This window comes from Parvimonas pharyngis (genome assembly GCF_046569675.1).
Classification (GTDB): domain Bacteria; phylum Bacillota; class Clostridia; order Tissierellales; family Peptoniphilaceae; genus Parvimonas.
The window spans coordinates 224,721-248,080 of the sequence record NZ_JBKICJ010000003.1 but is presented as its reverse complement, the minus strand read 5'-3'; the positions used below and the strand labels follow the sequence as shown (position 1 = coordinate 248,080).

Below are 23,360 nucleotides of genomic sequence, written 5' to 3'. Positions count from 1 at the left end.
AGAAACCTGACAATTAAAGAGAAATATATTTCTGGTCAAGCGACCAAGGGCATAAGGTGAATGCCTTGGCACTGAGAGCCGAAGAAGGACGTGATAAGCTGCGAAAAGTCTCGGGGAGGAGCAAATATCCTGTGATCCGTGAATGTCCGAATGGGGAAACCCACTTGAGCAAACCTCAAGTATCTTGTTGTGAATACATAGCAACAAGAGGGAATAGTTGGTGAACTGAAACATCTAAGTAGCCAGACGAAAAGAAAGAAAAAATTCGATTTTCAAAGTAGCGGCGAGCGAAATGGAAAGAGCCCAAATTAAGTCAATGAAGAAGAAGGATAGTAGAATGGTATGGGAAGACCAACCGAAGAAAGTGAAAGTCTTGTAAACGAAATCTAACTGATTCTGGCTTAGAAAGAGTAGCATGGGACACGAGAAATCCTGTGTGAATATAGGGGGACCACCCCCTAAGGCTAAATACTACTCAGTGACCGATAGAGAATAGTACCGTGAGGGAAAGGTGAAAAGAACCCCGGGAGGGGAGTGAAATAGAACCTGAAACCTTATGCCTACAAGCAGATAGAGTCTTAAGAGAGATGATATCGTACTTTTTGTAGAACGGGCCAGCGAGTTATGGTGTGCGGCAAGGTTAAGTAATGAAGTTACGGAGCCGTAGGGAAACCGAGTCTGAATAGGGCGGATAAGTCGTATGCCATAGACCCGAAACCAGGTGATCTATCCATGAGCAGGTTGAAGTGAAAGTAAAATTTCATGGAGGACCGAACCGGGTAGCGTTTAAAAGCTATCGGATGACTTGTGGATAGGGGTGAAAAGCCAATCGAACTTGGAGATAGCTGGTTCTCCTCGAAATAGCTTTAGGGCTAGCCTCAATTTAGTTTACAGGGGGTAGAGCACTGAATACCGTAGGGGTGTTAGACATTACCGAAAGTTATCAAACTGCGAATACCTGATAAATGATGATTGGGAGTCAGACTATGTGGGATAAGCTTCATAGTCAAAAGGGAAAGAGCCCAGACCACCAGCTAAGGTCCCTAAATATAGATTAAGTGGTAAAGGATGTTTTACTACTTAGACAACCAGGATGTTGGCTTAGAAGCAGCCATACATTTAAAGAGTGCGTAATAGCTCACTGGTCAAGTGGTAGAGCGCCGAAAATGAACGGGGCTAAAATCTAATACCGAAGCTGTGGACTAATTTAATTAGTGGTAGAGGAGCATTGTGTAAGGGGCGAAGCTAAGTTGGAAGACGAAGTGGACTTTACAGAAGAGAGAATGCTGGCATGAGTAGCGAAAAGGAGGGTGAGAATCCCTCCCGTCGAAAGCCTAAGGATTCCTGAGGAAGGCTCGTCCTCTCAGGGTAAGTCGGGACCTAAGCCCAGGCTGAAAAGCGTAAGCGATGGACAACAGGTTGAGATTCCTGTACTATCTTTGAATGTTTGAGAGATGTACTGACGCAGGAGGATATGTTGAGCGTGTGAATGGTAGAGCACGTCTAAGCAAGTAGGTAGAGAATAGAGGCAAATCCCTATTTTTAATATCGAGATGCGATGGGGAGCGAAAAATAAGTAGTGAAGCAACAGATTCCAAACTGCCAAGAAAAGGTACTATTGAGTGAGAAGATACCCGTACCAAAACCGACACAGGTAGGCAAGGAGAGAATCCTAAGACGCGCGGAAGAACCTTTGTTAAGGAACTCGGCAAAATGACCCCGTAACTTCGGGAGAAGGGGTACCATTAGATGTGAGATACTTTCGTATGGAGCATAGAGTGGTCGCAGAGAATAGGCCCAAGCAACTGTTTACCAAAAACACAAGTCTCTGCTAAATCGAAAGATGAAGTATAGGGGCTGACACCTGCCCGGTGCTGGAAGGTTAAGGGGAAATGTTAGAGCAATCGAAGCATAGAACTTAAGCCCCAGTAAACGGCGGCCGTAACTATAACGGTCCTAAGGTAGCGAAATTCCTTGTCGGGTAAGTTCCGACCCGCACGAAAGGTGTAATGATTTGGGCACTGTCTCAACAAAGGATCCGGTGAAATTGTAGTAGTCGTGAAGATGCGACTTACCCACGATAGGACGGAAAGACCCCGTGGAGCTTTACTGTAGGCTGGCATTGGAATTTGGTATTAAATGTACAGGATAGGTGGGAGACTATGAAGCGAGAGCGCCAGTTTTCGTGGAGTCGACGTTGGGATACCACTCTTTTGATACTAAATTTCTAACTTGATACTCTGAAACGAGTATAAGGACACTGTCAGTTGGGCAGTTTGACTGGGGCGGTCGCCTCCTAAAGAGTAACGGAGGCGTTCAAAGGTTCCCTCAGAATGGATGGAAATCATTCTAAGAGTGCAAAGGCAAAAGGGAGCTTAACTGCGACACCAACAAGTGGAGCAGATAGGAAACTAGGACTTAGTGATCCGGTGGTACCGAGTGGAAGGGCCATCGCTCAACGGATAAAAGCTACCCCGGGGATAACAGGCTTATCTCCCCCAAGAGTTCACATCGACGGGGAGGTTTGGCACCTCGATGTCGGCTCGTCTCATCCTGGGGCTGGAGTAGGTCCCAAGGGTTGGGCTGTTCGCCCATTAAAGAGGCACGCGAGCTGGGTTCAGAACGTCGTGAGACAGTTCGGTCCCTATCCATCGTGGGCGTAGGAAATTTGAGAGGAGCTGTCCTTAGTACGAGAGGACCGGGATGGACAGACCGCTGGTGTATCAGTTATCATGCCAATGGTAATGCTGAATAGCTAAGTCTGGAAGGGATAAGTGCTGAAGGCATCTAAGCACGAAGCCCCCCTCAAGATGAGATTTCCTGTTGCAGCAATGCAAGAGAGATTCGATACAGAAAATGTCGTAGATAGGTCAGAGGTGTAAAGGTGGCAACATCAAAGCTAACTGATACTAATAAATCGAAAGCTTGACCAGAAATATATACTCTTTAATTGGAGGATTTCAAACAGAAATATATTAAAAAAAACAAACAAATAAGTATGGCTGTGATGGCTAGGAGGATACACCTGTTCCCATCTCGAACACAGAAGTTAAGCTCCTAAACGTCGAAGGTACTAGTACATCTCGTACTGGGAGAATAGAAAACAGCCAAACAAATTAAAATCACTCGAAAGAGTGATTTTTTTGTTGTGTATTATTGTATAAGAAAAGTATTTAATATATAATTAATGTATTATATATTTAGAAAGAGGGTTTTTAATGAATTCATACCTTATAAAAAATCATTTAATTGATTATGTTAAATTAATTCTTTTGGTAATTATGTTTATATTTGGACTTTTTTTAAAAGCCACAACTGGAGATTATATTTTACTTATTGTTTTATTATTAATTGAATTTGCTTTTAAGATAGGATTTAATTATATTAATTCTGTAAATTATACAATTTCAAATAAATTTCACAAAAATATTTTAAAAATGTTGAATATTTTAAATTTTGAATTTGATTTCTTGTTTGTATATATATTTTTTGATTCATTGTTGGGATTGAATATTAAATATTTTATAGGAATTATATTTACACTTTTGATTATTAGTATATTTATTTTCTCATTTTTTATTTCTTTAAATTTAAAATATGAAATTTTAACATTTAGAATGGCTAATGAGTCAGATAGAGAAAGTATTTTAGAAATATATCTTGAGGGGTCAAATTCCTTAAAAGAGGATGGAGTGGATCAATGGCAAGGTAATTATATTCCAAGTTTTAAAGATATTGATGAACATTTGGGAATAGATTTATATGTTTTAGAATATCATAGAAAAATTGTTTCTACAGTTTGTTTGGTTGAAGGAATAGATGAAGATTATGAAAATATAAAAGGAAAATGGAATACCTCAATTCCTTATATTAGTATTCATAAGGTAGCGACTTCAAATGAATATAAAAAGCAAAGTTTTGCAAAAAAGATGATGTATTATGTTGAAAATTTTGCAAAAAGAAAGAAAATGGATTTAAGAATTGATACACATAAGGACAATATAAAGATGAATAATTTTATTGTATCTTGTGGTTATAAATATGCTGGAGAAGTAGTTTTACAAGGAGAACTAGAGCGACTTGCTTATGATAAAAAAGTTGTGTGAGTTTAATGTATAAAAAAATTGTAAAAGGTATTATATGTATAATAAAACAAGTTCACGTCATAGCAGTTAGCATAGGAATTCTCTCAACACGTCATCTCGAGCGAAGTCGAGAGATCTCACTACTATTATTTGTTTGCAAATAATAGTAAGTCCTGTAAAGGACTTATATAAAAAATATTATACTATTTTAAACGAAAAAAGGTTAGAGTATTCTCTAACCTTTTGTTATATACTAATGAGTTGCTCCGCCTTCTACCTTGATATCTTCTTTGTTTTCAATGATAGCTTCAATTGCATATTCTAATCCTTTTGCAATCATTTCTAAAGGCATTGATGGCATATTTCTTTTATCTACAACTTGTTCTGGTAAAAATGGAATATGAATAAATCCTGTTCTCATATTCGGATATTTTGTACTTGCAAGATGTGCCATTCCATAGCAAACATGGTTACAAACAAATGTTCCAGCTGTATTTGAAACAGATGCAGGAATTTTGTTGTCAATCATTTTTTGAACCATTGCTTTTATAGGAATAGTAACAAGATAAGCGTCTGGGCCATCTTCAGCAATTTTTTCATCAATTGGCTGATTTCCTTCATTATCTTTTATTCTGAAGTCATCCATATTAATCCCAACTCTTTCAACAGTTATGTCAGGTCTTCCACCAGCTTGTCCAACATTTATAACAACATCTGGTTTTTCAGCTTCTATAACTTCTTCAAGTCTTTTTAGACTCTTTCTAGCAACAGTTGGAATTTCTAATTTAATAATTTGTGCTCCTTTAATTTCATCTGGTAATAATTTTACAGATTCAATTGCAGGATTAACTTTTTCTCCACCAAATGGATCAAATCCACTAACTAATATTTTCATTTAATCATCTCCTAAAATGCCATTACTAACATAAGAATAATATGAATTAAAATCATTGCAATAGCCATTGGGGCCTGCTTCTTGATTATAGCATATTTATCCTTGTTTTCTAATATTGCAGCAGGAACTATATTGAAGTTTGCAGCCATTGGAGTTAATAATGTACCACAGTATCCACAAGTCATACCTAGGGCACCAACTACAGCAGGGTTACCACCTTGAGCGATTACAAATGGAATACCTATACCAATTGTTATTACAGTAAATGCAGCAAATGCATTACCCATAATCATAGTAAAGATTACCATTCCTAAACAGTAAGCTACAACACCGGCAACTCTTCCGCCGCCACCTACAACACCACCAGCAAGTTCTCCAATTATATTACCAATACCAGCTGCTTCAAATACGATACCTAAAGCACCTAAAAGTTGTGGTAATAAGCTTGAAGCTCCAACGTGCATTAAAAGTCTTGTTGTATCTTCTTTTGTATCTTTAAGTTTTGCTTTAGTTATAAGAACTACAAGAATTAAAGCTATTAATGAAGAAACTCCAAGAACTTGAGCAGTTGTAAATCCAAAAATAATATTTTTACCTTTTGCATCAGTTCCAATAACTATATTGAATGATCTAACTTGTGACATAAAGAATCCAAGTCCAGCCATTACTAATGCAGGAATAAATATTTTCCAACCAACTTTGTCAGCATTCTTTCTTCTTTCTTCATCAGTAGGTGGATTAAATTCTCCAACTTTAACTTGATTTGTAAGAGTTAAAATACCACAAATAACAAGTAAAGCTCCAACGATAGCTCCACCAGATTCTGGTAAGTATTTAACTAAGAATCCACCACAAGCGAATATTATACCAACTAAAAACCAAAATAAGAATGTACCAATTCTTGCTTCCTTATTTTTCAAACCTCTAAAAGCTGTTAAAATTGAAATTAATCCACAAAGAATATACATAAATTCGTCAATAAAAAATTTATTACTATTTATCCAATTTAGCATCTTTTTCACCAACCTTTCTAAGTTTCATTTCAAATAAGAAGCATTGTACAACTGATAATAAAATCATTGCAATACCTGCAAATAATGAATAATAAGCAATTTGAGCTCCAGTTACATTATATCCCTTATCATTAAGTGTAGATGCGATAAGTAATACACCTGATGCAACAGGGAATACATTTTGTCCGAAGAAGTTACCATAGTTTTCTACAGCTCCAGCTAACGCTTTTAAATCTTCAAGTTTAGTTTCTGTAAGATCTACTGTCTTAGTTGCAGCTCCCTCAGCCATAGGTAAAATTAAAGGTCTAACAAATTGTACATGACCACCTAGACGTAAAGAGAAAATAGCCGCTAACCAACGAATGAATAAGTATAACCAGATAACTAAACCAGCGCTAGCACCTTTGATTTTCTTAATTCCGTCTGCTGCTTTTTCTTTAAGACCGTATCTTTCCATGATACCTATAACTACAAGTGTTGTAAAGAATAAACTCATATATCTATTTTCGATAAATCCTTTACCTATAATATCCAAAATTTCTACAATTCCTTTTCCACCGGCAAGACCTGTTGCGATACCTGAAATTAATACAACAGAAATTACATCAAGTTTAAGTACAAAACCAACAACAATAATTACAATACCGATTAAAACTAAATAATTTTGCATATTTTCCTCCTATAAAATTTATTTTTATTACCTATTTTCAAAAAAGAACTTTCTTTGTACAAAAAATAACAAATTCTTAAGTATGTATAAGTAATCACATATAGTATACCATAAATTAAGTACTTTTTAAATAGCTTTTTAGCTGTATTTTGCAATATATTACCATAAAAATTGATTAAAAATTTCTATAAATTGATTGTTAAAAAAATAAAATATATTAGAAAAAAATGACTCTTTTGAACAAGTTTTAACTATATTATTCAAATCATTTTTTATTAATAAGAAAATATTATTTAAATATATATTTTTTTGAAATAAGCATAAAATTTGACAATATTATTACATTCATGTATAATAGTAATATATTTACGTTATGTGGTGAATATATTGCTATTACAGCATAAAGGCTTTTGATTTATAAATATAGATAAATAAGTTTTTATGCGTTTTGTGGTGTTTATATTTAATTATAAGTATAATTTCTAGTTCACGAAGGAGGATTTATGATTTATTTTGATAATGCAGCTACTACAAAAAACAAACCAGCTGAAGTTATTGATGCAGTTGTTGATGCGCTAAAAAGCTTTGGAAATTCCTCTCGTGGAGTTTATGAAGAGAGTCTAAGTGCTGATAGAGTAGTATTTGATACAAGAAAAAAATTAGCAAAAATGTTTAATGTTGGTAATTCTCGTCAAGTAGTTTTCACAAAAAATGCTACAGAAAGTTTAAATATTGCAATTAATGGATTGTTTTCGGAAAAAGATCATATAATAACTTCTGTTGCTGAACATAATTCAGTTTTAAGACCTATTAATTATTTAAGAGCAAAGGGAGCTGAAGTAAGTTATATAAATGTATTTGAAAATGGAGTTCTTAATTTAGATGAGCTTTCAAAATTAATAAAAGCAAATACAAAAGGGATAGTTTTAACACATGCATCAAATGTTACAGGTAATATAACTGATATAAGAAAAGTTGGAAATTTTTGTAGAGAAAATAATCTTATTTTTGTTGTTGATGCATCACAAACTGCTGGAGCTTTCAATATTGATATGAAAGAAATGAATATTGATGTGCTCTGCTTTACAGGACATAAATCTATGCTTGCACCTCAGGGAGTTGGAGTGCTTTGCGTTAGAGAAGAAATTTACATAAGACCTCTAATTGTTGGAGGTAGCGGAACTCATAGCTATGATGAGTTTCAACCTGATAAAATGCCTACAAGACTTGAAGCTGGAACACTAAATGCACATGGAATTGCAGGATTACATGTATCTATTGAATATATTTTAAGAAATAAGATGGAAAATTTAACAAAAAGAGCATTGGAGCTTTCAAGAAAATTTTATGATGGAGTAAGTAAATTACCGGAAGTAAAAATTTATGGAGATTTTGAAACAGAATATAGAGCGCCAATAGTTTCTTTAAATATTTCAGATATGGATTCTTCAGAAGTAAGTAGTATGTTATATGAAGAGTTTAAAATTTCAACAAGACCAGGAGCTCATTGTGCGCCTCTTATACACAAAGCGCTAGAGACTGTTGAACAAGGTATGGTTAGATTTAGCTTTTCTCATTCAAATTCAGATGAAGAGATTGAGCTTGCTATAAACGCGATTAAAAAAATTATTAATGATAGGAGGTAATCAAATGCGTTTTTTTAACACAAAAAAAGGATTGTTCACATTAGGCATTATTGCAGGTTTGGGAGCAGCATTACTTGCATATTTAGGCAATCCAAAAAATATGGCTTTCTGTATAGCTTGTTTTATCAGAGATACTGCAGGAGCTATGAAGTTCCACAATGCGGAAGTGGTTCAATATTTTAGACCAGAAATTGTAGGAATTATTATTGGTTCATTTTTAATTTCAATATTCACTAAAGAATACAGATCAACAGCTGGTTCTTCACCAGTTATAAGATTTTTCTTAGGTGTAATAATGATGGTATGTGCTCTAGTATTCTTAGGATGTCCTTTAAGAATGATCTTAAGAATGTCAGCAGGGGACATTAGTGCATATGTAGGACTTGTAGGATTTGTTGCAGGTATTGCTACTGGTGCTTATTTCTTAAGAAAAGGCTTCAGTTTAGGAAGAGCTTATACAACCAAAAAAGAAAATGGGTATGCTTTCCCATTAGTTGTAGCAGTTCTATTTGCTTTAGTTATAGCAGTTCCTTCACTTTATGCATTTAGTGAAAAAGGTCCAGGAAGTGTTCATGCAATTTGGTATGCTTCACTTGGAGTAGGTCTTTTATTTGGTGTAATTGCTCAAAAAAGTAGAATGTGTTTTGCTGGTTCAATAAGAGATATTATCTTACTAAAAGATTTTAGATTATTCTCAGTAGTTAGTGGTATTTTTATAGTTATGTTAGTTTATAATATAGCAACAAACAACTTTAAATTCGTTGCTTTCGGACCAATAGCTCATGCTCAAACAGTTTGGAATATCTTATCAATGTATGCAGTAGGATTCTGTGCTGTATTACTTGGTGGTTGTCCTTTAAGACAATTAGTTCTTGCTGGAACAGGATCATCAGATTCAGTTATCACAGTTCTAGGAATGTTTGTTGGAGCAGCTTTAGCTCATAACTTTAAATTAGCTGGTGCTTCAGCAGTAGCTGAAAATGCAGCAAAAGGAATTAAGGCTGTAGCAGGTGGTCCAGGATTAAATGGACAAATATTTGTTGTTGCTTCAATATTTGTTTTATTTATCATAGCTTTCTTAGGATTAAAGAAAGAAAAAACTAGATAAGATTTAAGGAGATTAATATGAAAGAATTAGACGTTAGAGGATTATCTTGTCCAGAACCAGTTTTAATTTTACAAGATGCTCTTAAAGAAAATAAAGAAGAAACATACAAAGTATTAGCTAGTGAAGCTCATGTTGTAAAAAATATTACTCATTATGCAAATAGTCAAGGCAAAAAAGTTTCTGTTCAAGAAGTTGGCCTAGACTATGAAATAACTGTTGAATAATGAAAGAAACTAAGCTGTATATAACATTTTATACTTCTGCAGAGGCAATGGCAACTGAAAGTGCATGTAAAGAAAATAACATTCAAGGAAAACTTGTACCAGTTCCAAGAGTTCTATCAGCAGGATGTGGAATTGCATGGGAATGTAGTCCAGAGCTTAAAAATCAAATGTTAGAACTTTTAAAAACAGAAGATATAGAATGGGAAGACTGTGAAGAAATATAAATATTAAGTCATCTTGAAATTCAAGATGACTTTTTTGTGTGTATATTTAATATTTCGCATAAATAATTATAGATTTTTTACAATTGACATTTTTATTTTCTTAATATATAATAGCAAAAGGATTTATATTTTTAGGAGGGAAAAATGAGAGTATTTAAAAAATCAAGTTTAGTACTTTTTTCTTTAGTACTAGCTTTAAATTTTGGAGTTAGTAGTAATCATTTTGCTGAAGAATCAGCAAATAATGATAAAAAAATAGTTTATAATGATGATATTTTCTATGTAAATGGGAAACCTGCAAATGGTTGGTATATATATGAAAAAACTATATATTACTTTAAGGATGGTAAAAAATTTACTGGATATATACAAATTGGAAAAAGATACAAGTATGTTGTAAATGGGCTATATGCCTACGGATATGCAAATGGTATTTTTTATGACTATGGATCACCTTATAATGGATGGAAATATGATGGTATAAAAGAATTTTACTTTAAAGAAGGTAAAAAATTTACAGGAACTATTAAAGAAGATGATGGAGAAAAATATGTTATAAATGGTGAATATGCCAAAGGATATATAGAAGGTCTATTTTATTCAGATGGAAAACTAGGAGATTGGTGGGTTAATGACGGAACTGCTTGGTATTTCTTTAGAGACGGAAAAAAATTCACTGGTAAAGCTGTTGATGGAAACGGAAGAAGATACTTTGTAAATGGAAAATATGCAAATGGTGTTTATGAAGGTAAGGTCTATAAGGATGGAGTCGAAACTTCTGGAAATATTTATGTAAATGGTGTTTTCTATGTAAAAGGGAAACCTGCAAATGGTTGGTATGAAGATGAAGATATTACATTTTACTTTAAAGAAGGTAAAAAATTTACTGGATTTATACAAATTGGAAAAATAAACAAGTATATTGTAAATGGGCGATATGCCTACGGATATGCAAATGATATTTTTTATGCATATGGAGTACCTGTTAATGGATGGCAATTCGATGGTATAAAAAAATTTTACTTTAAAGAAGGTAAAAAATTTACAGGAACTATAAAAGAAGAAGATGAAGAAAAATATATTATAAATGGAGAATATGCCAGAGGATATATAAGAGGTCTATTTTATTCAGATGGAAAACTAGGAAATTGGTGGTTTAACGACGGAACTGCTTGGTATTTCTTTAGAGACGGTAAAAAACATAATGGATTTGGTGTTGACGGAAATGGAGAAAGATACTTTGTAAACGGAAAGTATGCAAATGGTGATTATGAAGGTAAGTTCTATAAGGATGGAGTTGAAACCACTGAAAAAACTTATATAAATGATGTTTTCTATGTAAATGGAAAAGTTGTTAGTGGCTGGTATGATGATGGTACAGCATGGTATTTCTTCAAAGACGGTAAAAAATTAACCGGAAAAGCTGTTGATGGCAATGGTGAAATGCAATTTTTCAATGGAAAATATGCAAATAGATATATAGACAATATATATTACAAAGATGGTAAAATTGCAAATTGGTGGTGTGATGATGGCACTGCTTGGTATTTCTTCCAAGATGGCAAAAAATTTACTGGATTAGGTGTTGACGGAAACGGAGAAAGATACTTTGTAAACGGAAAATACGCAAATGGAATCTATAATGACAAATTATATAAAGACGGAGTAGAAACAACTGAAAAAATATATATAAATGATATTTTTTATGTTAACGGGAAACTAGCTAATTGGTGGTATGATGATGGCACTGCTTGGTATTTCTTTAAAGATGGTAAAAAATTTACTGGTCTTGGAGTAGATGGCAATGGTAAAATGTACTTTTCAAATGGAAAATATGCAAATACCTATGTTGATGGTATTTTCTGTTATGAAGGAAAACCAACAAATGGTTGGTTTGATGACGGAAATGCTTGGTATTTCTTTAAAGATGGAAAAAAATTCACTGGCAAAGCTGTTGATGGCAATGGCGAAATGCAATTTTTCAATGGTAAATATGCAAGTAGATATGTAGACAATATCTATTACAAAGATGGAAAACTAGCTAATTGGTGGTGTGATGATGGCACTGCTTGGTACTTCTTTAAAGATGGTAAAAAATTTACTGGCTATGGAGTTGATGGAAACGGAGAAAGATACTTTGTAGAAGGTAAATATGCAAATGGATTCTATGAAGGTAAATTATATAAAGATGGTGTTGAAGCAAAAGGCCAAGTTTATGTAAATGGAATTTTTTATGATGAAAAGAATCTTCCAGCTAATGGTTGGTATGACGACGGTAATGACGGGTTCTTTTTTAGAGAAGGTAAAAAATTTACTGGTAAAGCTGTTGATGGCAATGGTGAAAAGGAATTTGTAAATGGAAAATACAAAAGAAATAATAAGGTCTATTCTGCTTCTGAAGAAGTTCAAAGAAGAATAGTAGAAGCTGCACACAATACAAGTTCTCCAGGACCGAATTTATGTGCAAGATGGGTTTCAACCGTTTATAGAAATGCAGGACTTGGATATATAGGTGGAAATGCTAATGACATGTATAGAAAACACACATTTACTTCAGATATAGCTGATTTAAAATTAGGAATGCTTGTTGCTGTTGAAAGTAGCAGTAGTGGGAGTAGAATGGGTAAAATTTATGGACATGTTGGAATATACATTGGAGATGGAAAAGTAATGGATAGTGTTGGATACAAGAAAATTTCAACACTTGAAGAATGGATTGAAACATATTGTCAACATTCACCAGTAGGTTTTGGTTATCCACCTTCAGTTGAAGAGAAATAAAAATATTAAGTCATCTTGAAACTCAAGATGACTTTTTTATGTAAAATTTTGGATTTTTTGTCAAAAATATGTTAAAATAAAGCTTGTATGAATGGAGGAAGTATGGGCTTAAGATTTTGTCCGCTTTTTAGTGGAAGTGATGGAAATTGTTGCTTTTTAGAAGTTGATAATAGAAGATATTTAATAGATGCGGGTTTTAGTGGAAAGAAAATTGAAAGCAATCTTAAAATTTTAGGAATTGATCCAAGTACAATTGATTTAATATTTTTAACTCATGAACATATTGATCATATTAGAGGAGCGGGAGTTCTTTCTAGACGTTATGATATTAAGATTTGTAGTAATGTTGAAACTTTAAGAGCTGGAGCATCAAAATTAGGTAAAATTAAAGATGAAAATATTGTTGTTATCGGCACTGAAAAGAAGCACAGATTTTCTCTTTTTGATTTATATACCTTAGAAATTTCACATGATTGTGCTAGAGGAATGGGATTTGTATTTAATACTGACTATGGAAAAGTTAGTCTTTTGACTGATACAGGAATAATTACAAATCATATGAAAGAAAAGATTAAAGGGTCAAAGATTTTTTATTTTGAAGCAAATCATGATTTAGATATGCTTAAGAATGGTCCTTATGACTATAATTTAAAACAGAGAATTTTAGGAGAATTTGGACATATTTCAAATGTTACAAGTGGAAATGTGTTATCAGAAGTTGTAACCGATAAATGTAAAAAAGTATATCTTGGTCATTTAAGTGAAACAAATAATGAAGAAAAACTTGCTTATGACGAAGTTTTTGGAATTTTAAATAAAGAAAATCTAATACAATATACGAATTTAGAAGTTGCAAAGAGATTTGACAATAGCAGTATAACGGAAGTGTAATATGAATATTAAAATTTTATGTGTTGGAAAGCTCTCCGAAAAATTTTTTAAAGATGCTTGTGAAGAGTATAAAAAAAGAATTTCTGCCTTTTCAAAAATAGAAATAATAGAAATTCCTGAAGAAAAAATTATGACACAAACACCAAGTAAATTGGAAATTGAAAATGTATTAAAAAAAGAAGAGGGAAGAATTCTAGGAAAAATCTCAGATTCTGATTTTGTCATAACTCTTGAAATTTTAGGAAAATCAATAGATAGTGAAGACTTTTCAAAATTTCTAGAGGAAAAAATGAATGATGGAAATTCGAAATTTGTATTCGTAATCGGTGGAAGTTTAGGACTTGGAGATGAAATAAAACAAAGAAGTAATTTTAAACTCTCTTTTTCAAAATTCACACTCCCACACCAACTTTTTAGAGTTGTTTTATTGGAACAAATTTACAGAGCTTTTAAAATTATGAATAATCAAATATATCATAAATAGGAGAAATATGGAAAACAAGGAAATAAAAGATATAATGGAAAATAGAGAGAATAATTTACAGGCTACTTGTCCAGTTCTTTTTCCAGAGAATGAAAGAGCTGATTTAAAAGATATTGAAAGGTCGCTGATTAAGAGATATAGAAAAAATGTTTGGTCTAAATTTGTAAAGGCGATTAAAGAATACAATTTAATAGAAGACGGAGACAAGATTGCAGTTGCAATTTCAGGTGGAAAAGATAGCTTGATTATGGCAAAACTTTTTCAAGAGCTTAAAAAGAATGGAAAAGATAATTTTGAACTTGAATTTATTGCAATGGATCCGGGTTATCATCCATCTATAAAAGAGTTACTTTTAGAAAATGCAAAATATTTAGATATTCCTCTTACTTACTATCCAGCAGATATTTTTGCAGTGGCAGATAAAATTGCAGGAGATTATCCTTGCTATATGTGTGCGAGAATGAGAAGAGGTTCACTATATGCAAAAGCTAAAGAACTTGGTTGTAACAAATTGGCATTAGGTCATCATTTTAATGATGTTATTGAAACAACAATGCTCAACTTACTATGTGCAGGAAGTTTTAAGACAATGCCACCTAAACTAAAAGCGAAAAATTTTGAAGATATGGAAATAATAAGACCATTATATCTTATAGAAGAAGAATATATAATAAGATGGATGAAGTCAACGGGACTTATGCCTTTAAATTGTGCTTGTATGGTTGCGGCTAAAAAAATTGGAAATAAAAGATATCAGATAAAGGATTTAATAGAAAATTTAAAAAAAGACTTTAAAAATGTCGACAGTTCAATCTTTAGAGCAGCTGAAAATGTAAATATTAATTTACTATTGGGATATGAAATTAATGGACGTAAAGTTGATTTCAACGAAAAATACGAAAACGACAATCCGTTTTATGAATAATTAAATAAAAATATTTAAACGGTGAATTTTTTAATTCGCTGTTTTTTTATGGAAATTTTTAATGTATCTACGATACATTTTAGTTTTGCTTAATCATAAGCAAAACTATGAGATCTTTCGACTGCACTTCGCTATGCTACGTTTCGCTCAAGATGACGTACATAGAGAAATCTTCGTTTAGTAGCTAGACGTTAGTGGGAAAAAAACTTAAAAAATATATATTTGATTAAATTTAAATAATTTAATAAAATTGAAATCACTAAAATTTGTATAAATAATAATAGTTCACGTCAAATTACTTTGCAGAGAAAAGCCCCTAACACGTCATCTTGAGCGAAGTGAAACGAAGTCGAAAGATCTCAATTATTGTTTGTTTACAAACAATAATATTTCTGAAAGAAATAAAAAATACTTTTTATGTATCTACGATACATTTTAGTTTTGCTTATTCATAAGCAAAACTATGAGATTTCTCCGCTACACTCTACTTCGCTACGCTTCGTTCCGTTACGGTCGAAATGACGTATAAGGAGAATAACTTCGTTTAGTGGCTAGACGTTAAAAGAAAATAAACAACAAAATTACTTTATCTTGTTGACATATGATATTATACGTTGTATAATATATGTAACTTAATAATAATTATGAAAGGAGTAGTTATGTTTTCGATTCAAGGAGAAATACTAGACTTTTGTGTTTTGGCAATAGTTAACAGAAGTGATACCTATGGTTATGAAATTACTCAGAAACTTATGGCTACCATTGAGATTTCAGAATCAACACTCTATCCAGTATTGAGAAGGCTTTTAAAAAATGGTCTTTTGGAAAGTTATGATGTCGCTTTTGATGGTAGAAACAGAAGATATTATCGTATAACGGTAGCAGGTCGAGATGTTTTAAATTTTAATAAGGAAAAATGGAATATATATGTTAAGCAGGTAAATCAGATTGTTGGAGGTAATGATGAATAGAAGAACTTTTATGAAAAAACTTATGTCTTATCTAAAAAATATATCTAGTACAGAAAGACAGAATGTTGAGAATTTTTACAATGAAATGTTTGATGAACAAGGAATAGGTCTTGATGATGAAGTTCCTGAAAGTTTTGGAAATCCCAAAAAAATCGCAATGGAAATTTTAGCAGAAGATATTGAAATTGATGAAGAGAGAAATGAAAGAAACGGAAAGAAAAATGGAAGCTTTTGGAAAAAGTTCTCTCTTTTTGGACTTGGAATTTTATCTTTTCCAATATTACCATTATTAGTTCCAATTTTTGTAATCTGTAGTCTTTTCTTGGTATTTTGGATTGCGTATTTGGTTGTGAGATTAATAATTTCTTTGATTACTTTGCCGTTTTCAATTATTTTTAGTTTAGAGTCAGTTCTTGCTTGGGGTGTGAAGATTATAGGATTTATTATTTTATTATATATTTTTGTATGGTTGATAAAAGGACTATATAAAATGTTGATTAATGATATTTCAAAAAATCCAGGTAAATACACTAAAAAATATGTAAGAGTTAAATATCAACCTAGTGAAGATGAAGATTATGAAATTTATGAGGAGGACGAAATGGACTATTCAAATGAAAATATGGATACATTTTTTGATGGTATTAAATATATAGATGTTGACTTAAATGCATTAAATGTAAAATTTGAGAAAAGTGATGACAATCTTGTTAGAGTAAAGGCAAGAAATATAAAGAGAACAAAAATATATTGTAATAAGAATGAAAATAGATTAAAGATTTACAATAAGGGTTTAGTTGGAAAACTTGATAAAAATGGAATTATGATAGATGATGATTTTATCAAGGATTCTTCTCTTATTATTTATATTCCAGATGATATATCAATTTCAGGAGAAATCAATGCTACAAATCTCAAAATCAACGGATTGGAACTTGAAAAATTCGATTTACAAGTAAATGCAGGAAATGTAAATATAAATGATCTTGAAGTTAAAAACTTTGATGTTGAAGTAAATGCAGGAAATGTTAAAGGCGAAGTTGAATACGAAGATATGTTTGAACTTAATGTAAATGCAGGAAATGCTACACTTGATGTTGAAAAAATGTATGGAGAGATTGAATACGAGTATAATGTTGGTATGGGAAGTGTAAGAATTTTTGGGGAATCTTTTATGGGTTTTGGAAAACAAGGAAGAAAAAACAGAAATTCAGATGTTAACATGAAGATTGAATGTCAAGCAGGAAAAGTTACTATAAGATAGCTTGCTAGTTATTTAATTATAAACATATTTATGTTATAATTGTCTTGTTGAAATTTTTATATTAGGAGGAAGGTTATGTTAAATAAAAGTGCATGGTTACAAATTGAAGATGCAGAAAAAGATTTAGTTTTTAGTTTTTCAGAAGACTACAAAAAGTTTTTATCAGTTTCAAAAACTGAAAGACTTGCTTGTTCAGAAATTATCCGTCAAGCTAAAGAACATGGATTTAGAGATTTAGAAGAACTTTTTAAGTCTGGAGAAAAATTCAAAGCAGGAGATAAATTCTATTTAAACCATAAAAATAAATCAGTAGCTTTATTTGTAATGGGAAGTGAACCATTAGAAAATGGATTAAATATTGTTGGAGCACATATTGATAGCCCACGTTTAGATATTAAACAAAATCCTTTGTATGAAGCAAATAATTTAACAAAAATGAAAACTCACTACTATGGTGGAGTTAAATTATATCAATATGCTACAATTCCTCTAGCAATTCATGGAGTTATTTATAATTCAGCTGGAGAAAAAATAGAAGTACACATTGGTGAAGATAAGGATGATCCCGTATTTTGTGTAACAGACTTATTAATTCACTTATCTAAAAATCAATTAGCTAAAACAGCTCGTGAAGCTCTTGTTGGAGAACAAATGAATATTCTTATAGGAAATATTCCTTTAAAAGATACTGAAAAAGATGCTGTTAAAGAAAACATTCTAAAATTAATAAAAGAAAAATATAATTTTGAAGAAGAAGATTTCAGAGTTGCTGAACTAGAAATCGTACCTGCTGGAGAAGCTAGAGACTTAGGTCTTGATAGATCAATGGTTATTGGATATGGTCAAGATGATAGAGTTTGTGCTTTCACAACAATGCGTGCTATTTTCGAAATCGAAAATCCAAAGAGAACAGCTTGTGGATTATTCATGGACAAAGAAGAAATTGGCTCAATGGGTAATACAGGTATGGCTTCATATTTCTGGGAAAATACAATGACTGAACTTGTAAATTTAGAAGGAGATTTTTGTCAACTTAAAGTTAATCGTTCATTAAAAAATTCAAAAGTATTATCAGCTGACGTTGCAGCAGGATTAGATCCTGATTTCCCTGATGTTTGTGAATCAATGAATGCAGCTGTAATAGGCTCAGGTATTTCAATTTGCAAATATACTGGAAGTGGTGGAAAATTCGGTTCAAGCGATGCTAATGCTGAATTTTTAGCAGAAGTTAGAAATGTATTTAAAGAACATAATGTTGTATGGCAAACTGCAGAACTTGGTAAAGTTGACCAAGGTGGTGGTGGAACAATCGCATTACTTCTTGCAAAATATGGGGCAGAAGTTTTAGATGCAGGTCCTGCTACATTAAGTATGCACTCACCTTATGAAGTTACAAGTAAAGTAGATATTTATATGAGTTACAAAGCATATAAGGCATTTATGTTATAATAAATTACACCTACAGATAACAATCTAGTAGGTGTTTTTTTATCTCTTAGTATATATTATTTAATAGAATTACGATAGATAAAAAAATCTTTAAATTATTTTGTTAAAATATCTTGACAAGAATTTTTTGTAGAGTTATAATAAGCCTGTAAAAAGAAATAATTCAAAAATTTTATAATTATTATGTAATTATTAAATTTTTATGAGTCATTAATTATATTTTAAAAGGAGGTTTTTTATGAAAGCTGTAGTTGTTAACAAAGAAGGTACTGGTGTTGAAGTAGTTGAGAGAGAAATTAGAAAACCAGGTTATGGAGAAGCTTTAATTGACATTGAATACTGCGGTGTTTGTCATACTGACTTGCATGTTGCAAAAGGTGATTTTGGGAAAGTTCCAGGACGTGTATTAGGACATGAAGGAATTGGTATTGTAAAAGAACTTGGCGAAGGTGTTAAATCCTTAAAAGTTGGAGATAGAGTAAGCGTTGCATGGTTCTTTGAAGGATGTGGATATTGTGAATATTGTAATACTGGAAAAGAAACACTTTGTAGAACTGTTAAAAATGCAGGATATTCTGTTGACGGCGCAATGGCAACACAATGTATCGTAACTGCTGATTATGCTGTTAAAGTTCCTGATGGATTAGATCCAGCTCAAGCAAGTAGTATTACTTGTGCAGGAGTTACTTGCTATGCTGCTATAAAAGCTGCTAAATTAAAACCAGGTCAATGGATTGTTATATACGGTGCAGGTGGTCTTGGAAATCTAGCAGTTCAATATGCTAAAAAAGTTTTTAATGCTCATGTTGTCGCTGTAGATATTAACGACGATAAACTTGCGCTTGCTAAAGAATGTGGAGCTGATATAGTAATCAATGGACTTAAAGAAAATCCAGTTGAAGTAATTAAAGAAAAAACAGGTGGTTGTCATTCAGCAGTTGTTACTGCAGTTTCAAAAGTAGCTTTCAACCAAGCAATTGATTCTGTTAGAGCAGCAGGTATAGTTGTGGCTGTTGGTTTACCTTCAGAAACTATGGATGTATCTATCGTTAAAACTGTTCTTGACGGTATTGAAATTATAGGTTCTCTTGTAGGAACAAGAAAAGACTTAGAAGAAGCTTTCCAATTTGGTGCTGAAGGTTTAGTTGTTCCAGTTGTTAAAAAACGTCCAATAGAAGATGCTCCAGCAATTTTCAAAGAAATGGAAGATGGAGTAATTACAGGACGTATGGTTATTGATATGAAAATGTAAGAAATAAAGAACAAAAAAGAGGCATAAGCCTCTTTTTTTGTACAAATTTTAAAATACAATTAAACATTTGTTTTAGCAATAAATATAATGTATTTACTATATTGCGATATAGCATAATTGTTAAAAATATCAATATGTTTTTACCTTTTTATGAAAACGATGTTCAAAATTTATATAATCTATACTATTTAGGTTTTTAGCTATATTTAAATAATTTTATTGAAATTAAAGAAAATATATGAAAATGATTGAAAAAGTCAAAAAATATTTGTTTTTGTGATTTTAATCACTGACTGAAACTTATGTTGGGTATATACTATTTATATAGAAACCAAAAATATTTACATAATGATGAAAAAATAGAGGAGATGATTTTATGGACGCATGGAGAGGTTTTAAAAAAGGAAACTGGAGTGAAAATATCGACACTAGAGATTTCATTCAATTAAATTATACACCTTACGAAGGAGATGAAAGTTTCTTAGCTGAACCAACAGAAAGAACTAAAAACTTATGGAAAAAAGCTGAAGACTTAATCTTAGAAGAAGTTAGAACAAAAACTGTTAAAGTTGATACTACAAGAGTTTCTGGAATTAATAATTTTCCAGCTGGTTACTTAGATAAAGAAAATGAATTAATCGTTGGGTTTCAAACTGATGAACCAATGAAGAGAATTGTAAATCCTTACGGTGGATATAGAATGGTTACTAATTCTTTAGACGCTTATGGATTAAAGATGGATCCAACAATTGAAAAATATTTCAATCAATTCAGAAAAACTCATAACCAAGGAGTATTTGATGCTTATACTTCTGACATGAGAAAAGCAAGAACTGTTGGTCTTTTAACTGGTCTTCCAGATGCATACGGACGTGGTAGAATCATCGGAGATTACAGAAGAGTTGCTCTTTATGGAATTGACAGATTAAGAGAAGATAAATTAAATGAATACAAAAAATTAGAAAAAGAATTAGCTTCAGAAGATATAATCAGACTAAGAGAAGAACTTTCTGAACAATATAGAGCTTTAGATGAAATGAAGAAAATGGCTATGGAATATGGATATGATATTTCTGTTCCAGCTAAAAATGCTAAAGAAGCTATTCAATGGTTATACTTTGCTTACTTAGCAGCTGTTAAAGAAAATAATGGAGCTGCAATGAGCCTTGGTAGAAATGGCGGATTCTTAGATATCTATATTAAGAGAGATATTGATGAAGGTACATTAACTGAAAGTGAAGCACAAGAATTAATAGATCAATTCGTTATGAAACTTAGAATGATGAGACATTTAAGAACTCCAGAATATGATGAATTATTCGCAGGAGATCCTACTTGGGTTACTGAATCACTAGGTGGTATGGGAGTTGATGGAAGAACATTAGTTACTAAAACTGCTTTTAGAATTTTACACACTTTAACTAATTTAGATTCTTCACCAGAACCAAATATGACAGTTCTTTGGAGTTTAGATTTACCAGAAGGATGGAAAAATTATTGCTCAAAAATGAGTATTCAAACAGGTTCATTACAATATGAAAATGATGATGCAATGAGACCAGTTCATGGAGATGACTATGCAATAGCTTGTTGTGTATCTTCAATGGTAATTGGTAAACAAATGCAATTCTTTGGAGCTAGAGCAAATCTTGCTAAATCACTTCTTTATGCTATTAATGGTGGCGTTGATGAAATGAAGAGAGCAAAAGATGGTTCTTTAATCAAAGTTTTAGATGGAATTGAACCAATCAAAGATGAAGTTTTAGATTTTGACAAAGTTTATGCTAATTACAAATTAGTTTTAGAAAAAGTTGCAAAACTTTATGTAAATACAATGAATACAATTCACTACATGCATGATAAATATGCTTATGAAGCTGGACAAATGGCTCTACACGATACTTTTGTTCATAGATATATGGCTTTTGGTGTAGCAGGTATTTCAATTGTGGCAGACTCATTAAGTGCAATTAAATATGCAAAAGTTAAACCAATAAGAGATGAAAACGGATTAGCTATTGACTTTGAAATTGAAGGAGATTTCCCAACTTACGGAAATGATGATGACAGAGTTGACTCAATTGCAGTAGAAGTTATCGAAGGATTTATGGAAGAACTTAGAAAAACTCCTACTTACAGAAATTCTGAACATACTCTTTCAATCTTAACTATAACTTCAAATGTAGTTTATGGTAAAAAGACAGGAACTACTCCTGACGGAAGAAAGAAAGGTGAACCATTCGCACCGGGTGCTAACCCAATGCATGGAAGGGATAAGACAGGTGCAATTGCATCACTTAACTCAGTAGCAAAAATTCCTTTTGCAGGATGTTGTCAAGATGGTATTTCAAATACATTCTCAATAGTTCCAACAGCATTAGGAAAGAGTGAAGATGAAAGAAAAGTTAATTTAACAAATTTAATGGACGGTTATTTTGAACAATTAGCATTCCATTTAAATGTTAACGTACTTGATAGAGCTACATTAATGGACGCTTATGAACATCCAGAAAAATATCCAAACTTAACAATTCGTGTTTCTGGATATGCAGTTAGATTTAACAGATTAACTAAAGAACAACAAATGGAAGTAATTCACAGAACATTCCATGAAGGTTGTTAATAAGTTGCTAATTAGATAAATAAAACAAAGCAGGTTGTCCTGCTTTGTTTTTTCTACATTATTTTTAAAAAGGTGATTTTATGGTAATAGGCAGGTTGCATTCAATTGAAACAATGGGGCTTGTTGACGGACCGGGCATAAGAACAATTTTCTTTTTACAAGGTTGTCCTTTAAGATGTCTTTACTGTCATAACCCTGATACTCAAGCATTGCAAGGCGGTACTGAGATAACGCCTGACTTTGTGCTGTCTAAAGCTATGAGATACAAAACATATTATAGGGGTAATGGAGGAGTAACTTTTTCAGGGGGAGAACCTCTTTTACAAGGAGAGTTTCTTGCAGAAAGTCTAAAACTATTAAAAGAAAATGGATATAATACTTGTATTGATACTAGTGGTTATGGAAATGAAAAGTATTTTAAGGAAATTTTAGAAAATACAGATACAATTTTACTAGATGTAAAAAGTTTTTCCAATCAAGGTTATATGGAAATGGTAAAACAAAAAATTGATGGTTTTTATAAATTCTTAGAATATATTGATAAGTATTTTAATGGTAAAATCTGGTTTAGACATGTTATGGTTCCTGGTTTTACGGATAATAAGGAATCTATGGATAAACTTGTTGAGATAATTGAACCATATAAGGATAAAATTGGAAGAGTTGAAATATTACCATATCATGTTATGGGTGTTGAAAAATACAAAGAAATCGGAAAAGAATATCAACTTAAAGATGTTCCTGCAATGAATAAAGAAAAAGCAGCTATGCTTGAAAGTTATGTAAGAAGTAAATTAAAATTAATATAATTTTAAAATCACTCAATCGAGTGATTTTTTTACTTGATTTTAATTT

18 protein-coding genes and 2 rRNA genes are annotated in these 23,360 nt (G+C 32.0%); 17 read left to right on the top strand and 3 right to left on the bottom strand.

Translation table 11 applies throughout. The annotated features are described in order from the left end of the window. Nucleotides 1-33 precede the first annotated feature (33 nt). The 3 genes from ACLGL0_RS05275 to ACLGL0_RS05265 all read left to right on the top strand — a co-directional run bounded on the left by ACLGL0_RS05275 (nucleotide 34) and on the right by ACLGL0_RS05265 (nucleotide 4,106). Nucleotides 34-2,933 (top strand): 23S ribosomal RNA (locus tag ACLGL0_RS05275). Between the two features lie 64 nt (nucleotides 2,934-2,997). Then, nucleotides 2,998-3,113 (top strand): 5S ribosomal RNA (gene rrf / locus ACLGL0_RS05270). A 105-nt stretch (nucleotides 3,114-3,218) separates the two neighbouring features. Next, nucleotides 3,219-4,106 carry a GNAT family N-acetyltransferase gene (locus tag ACLGL0_RS05265; RefSeq protein ID WP_411013906.1) on the top strand — a complete coding sequence of 296 codons (888 nt, stop codon included), beginning with the start codon at nucleotides 3,219-3,221 and terminating at the stop codon, nucleotides 4,104-4,106. Between the two features lie 232 nt (nucleotides 4,107-4,338). On the opposite strand, the gene pcp is transcribed toward ACLGL0_RS05265, so the two are convergent. From pcp to ACLGL0_RS05250, 3 genes are read right to left on the bottom strand one after another with little or no spacing between them, the layout of a single operon-like run. After that, on the bottom strand, nucleotides 4,339-4,980 hold the full coding sequence (gene pcp, locus ACLGL0_RS05260; RefSeq protein WP_411013905.1) for a pyroglutamyl-peptidase I: 642 nt from the start codon (nucleotides 4,978-4,980) through the stop codon (nucleotides 4,339-4,341). An 11-nt stretch (nucleotides 4,981-4,991) separates the two neighbouring features. Then, complete coding sequence (locus tag ACLGL0_RS05255) at nucleotides 4,992-5,993, bottom strand: DUF979 domain-containing protein (RefSeq protein ID WP_411013904.1); 1,002 nt, start codon at nucleotides 5,991-5,993, stop codon at nucleotides 4,992-4,994. After that, the gene (locus ACLGL0_RS05250) at nucleotides 5,974-6,663 is read right to left on the bottom strand and encodes a DUF969 domain-containing protein (protein WP_347714026.1); all 690 of its coding nucleotides are present in this window, start codon (nucleotides 6,661-6,663) and stop codon (nucleotides 5,974-5,976) included. Before ACLGL0_RS05250 ends, ACLGL0_RS05255 begins: the two co-directional genes overlap by 20 nt. A gap of 503 nt (nucleotides 6,664-7,166) precedes the next feature. Here ACLGL0_RS05250 and ACLGL0_RS05245 point away from each other — a divergent pair. The 14 genes from ACLGL0_RS05245 to pflA all read left to right on the top strand — a co-directional run bounded on the left by ACLGL0_RS05245 (nucleotide 7,167) and on the right by pflA (nucleotide 23,314). Further along, nucleotides 7,167-8,309 carry an aminotransferase class V-fold PLP-dependent enzyme gene (locus ACLGL0_RS05245; RefSeq protein ID WP_411013903.1) on the top strand — a complete coding sequence of 381 codons (1,143 nt, stop codon included), beginning with the start codon at nucleotides 7,167-7,169 and terminating at the stop codon, nucleotides 8,307-8,309. A gap of 4 nt (nucleotides 8,310-8,313) precedes the next feature. Next, complete coding sequence (yedE, locus tag ACLGL0_RS05240) at nucleotides 8,314-9,417, top strand: YedE family putative selenium transporter (RefSeq protein WP_411013902.1); 1,104 nt, start codon at nucleotides 8,314-8,316, stop codon at nucleotides 9,415-9,417. A 17-nt stretch (nucleotides 9,418-9,434) separates the two neighbouring features. Beyond that, nucleotides 9,435-9,641 carry a sulfurtransferase TusA family protein gene (locus ACLGL0_RS05235; RefSeq protein WP_411013901.1) on the top strand — a complete coding sequence of 69 codons (207 nt, stop codon included), beginning with the start codon at nucleotides 9,435-9,437 and terminating at the stop codon, nucleotides 9,639-9,641. Beyond that, nucleotides 9,641-9,865, top strand: a complete 225-nt coding sequence (locus tag ACLGL0_RS05230) for a putative Se/S carrier protein (protein ID WP_411013900.1) — start codon at nucleotides 9,641-9,643, stop codon at nucleotides 9,863-9,865. Before ACLGL0_RS05235 ends, ACLGL0_RS05230 begins: the two co-directional genes overlap by 1 nt. Nucleotides 9,866-10,009: 144 nt before the next feature. Then, nucleotides 10,010-12,646, top strand: a complete 2,637-nt coding sequence (locus ACLGL0_RS05225) for a hypothetical protein (RefSeq protein ID WP_411013899.1) — start codon at nucleotides 10,010-10,012, stop codon at nucleotides 12,644-12,646. A 102-nt stretch (nucleotides 12,647-12,748) separates the two neighbouring features. Beyond that, nucleotides 12,749-13,537 (top strand): MBL fold metallo-hydrolase, encoded by a 789-nt coding sequence (locus ACLGL0_RS05220; RefSeq protein WP_411010172.1) that lies wholly within the window; start codon nucleotides 12,749-12,751, stop codon nucleotides 13,535-13,537. A gap of 1 nt (nucleotide 13,538) precedes the next feature. Continuing rightward, nucleotides 13,539-14,021 carry a 23S rRNA (pseudouridine(1915)-N(3))-methyltransferase RlmH gene (rlmH, locus tag ACLGL0_RS05215; protein WP_411013898.1) on the top strand — a complete coding sequence of 161 codons (483 nt, stop codon included), beginning with the start codon at nucleotides 13,539-13,541 and terminating at the stop codon, nucleotides 14,019-14,021. Between the two features lie 7 nt (nucleotides 14,022-14,028). Continuing rightward, a complete protein-coding gene (locus ACLGL0_RS05210; RefSeq protein ID WP_411013897.1) occupies nucleotides 14,029-14,946 on the top strand; it encodes a tRNA 2-thiocytidine biosynthesis TtcA family protein in 918 nt (305 codons plus the stop codon). 659 nt (nucleotides 14,947-15,605) lie between these two features. Further along, nucleotides 15,606-15,917 carry a PadR family transcriptional regulator gene (locus ACLGL0_RS05205; protein ID WP_314558989.1) on the top strand — a complete coding sequence of 104 codons (312 nt, stop codon included), beginning with the start codon at nucleotides 15,606-15,608 and terminating at the stop codon, nucleotides 15,915-15,917. Beyond that, a complete protein-coding gene (locus ACLGL0_RS05200) occupies nucleotides 15,910-17,181 on the top strand; it encodes a DUF4097 family beta strand repeat-containing protein (RefSeq protein ID WP_411013896.1) in 1,272 nt (423 codons plus the stop codon). Before ACLGL0_RS05205 ends, ACLGL0_RS05200 begins: the two co-directional genes overlap by 8 nt. A gap of 75 nt (nucleotides 17,182-17,256) precedes the next feature. Beyond that, nucleotides 17,257-18,630, top strand: coding sequence for an aminopeptidase (locus tag ACLGL0_RS05195; protein ID WP_411013895.1), 1,374 nt, complete (start codon nucleotides 17,257-17,259; stop codon nucleotides 18,628-18,630). 238 nt (nucleotides 18,631-18,868) lie between these two features. Further along, on the top strand, nucleotides 18,869-19,882 hold the full coding sequence (gene adhP, locus ACLGL0_RS05190; protein ID WP_233056566.1) for an alcohol dehydrogenase AdhP: 1,014 nt from the start codon (nucleotides 18,869-18,871) through the stop codon (nucleotides 19,880-19,882). A 376-nt stretch (nucleotides 19,883-20,258) separates the two neighbouring features. Beyond that, the gene (gene pflB, locus ACLGL0_RS05185; protein ID WP_411013894.1) at nucleotides 20,259-22,505 is read left to right on the top strand and encodes a formate C-acetyltransferase; all 2,247 of its coding nucleotides are present in this window, start codon (nucleotides 20,259-20,261) and stop codon (nucleotides 22,503-22,505) included. 80 nt (nucleotides 22,506-22,585) lie between these two features. Continuing rightward, nucleotides 22,586-23,314: a pyruvate formate-lyase-activating protein gene (gene pflA, locus ACLGL0_RS05180; RefSeq protein WP_411013893.1), complete on the top strand. Its 729-nt coding sequence runs from the start codon at nucleotides 22,586-22,588 to the stop codon at nucleotides 23,312-23,314. Nucleotides 23,315-23,360 lie beyond the last annotated feature (46 nt).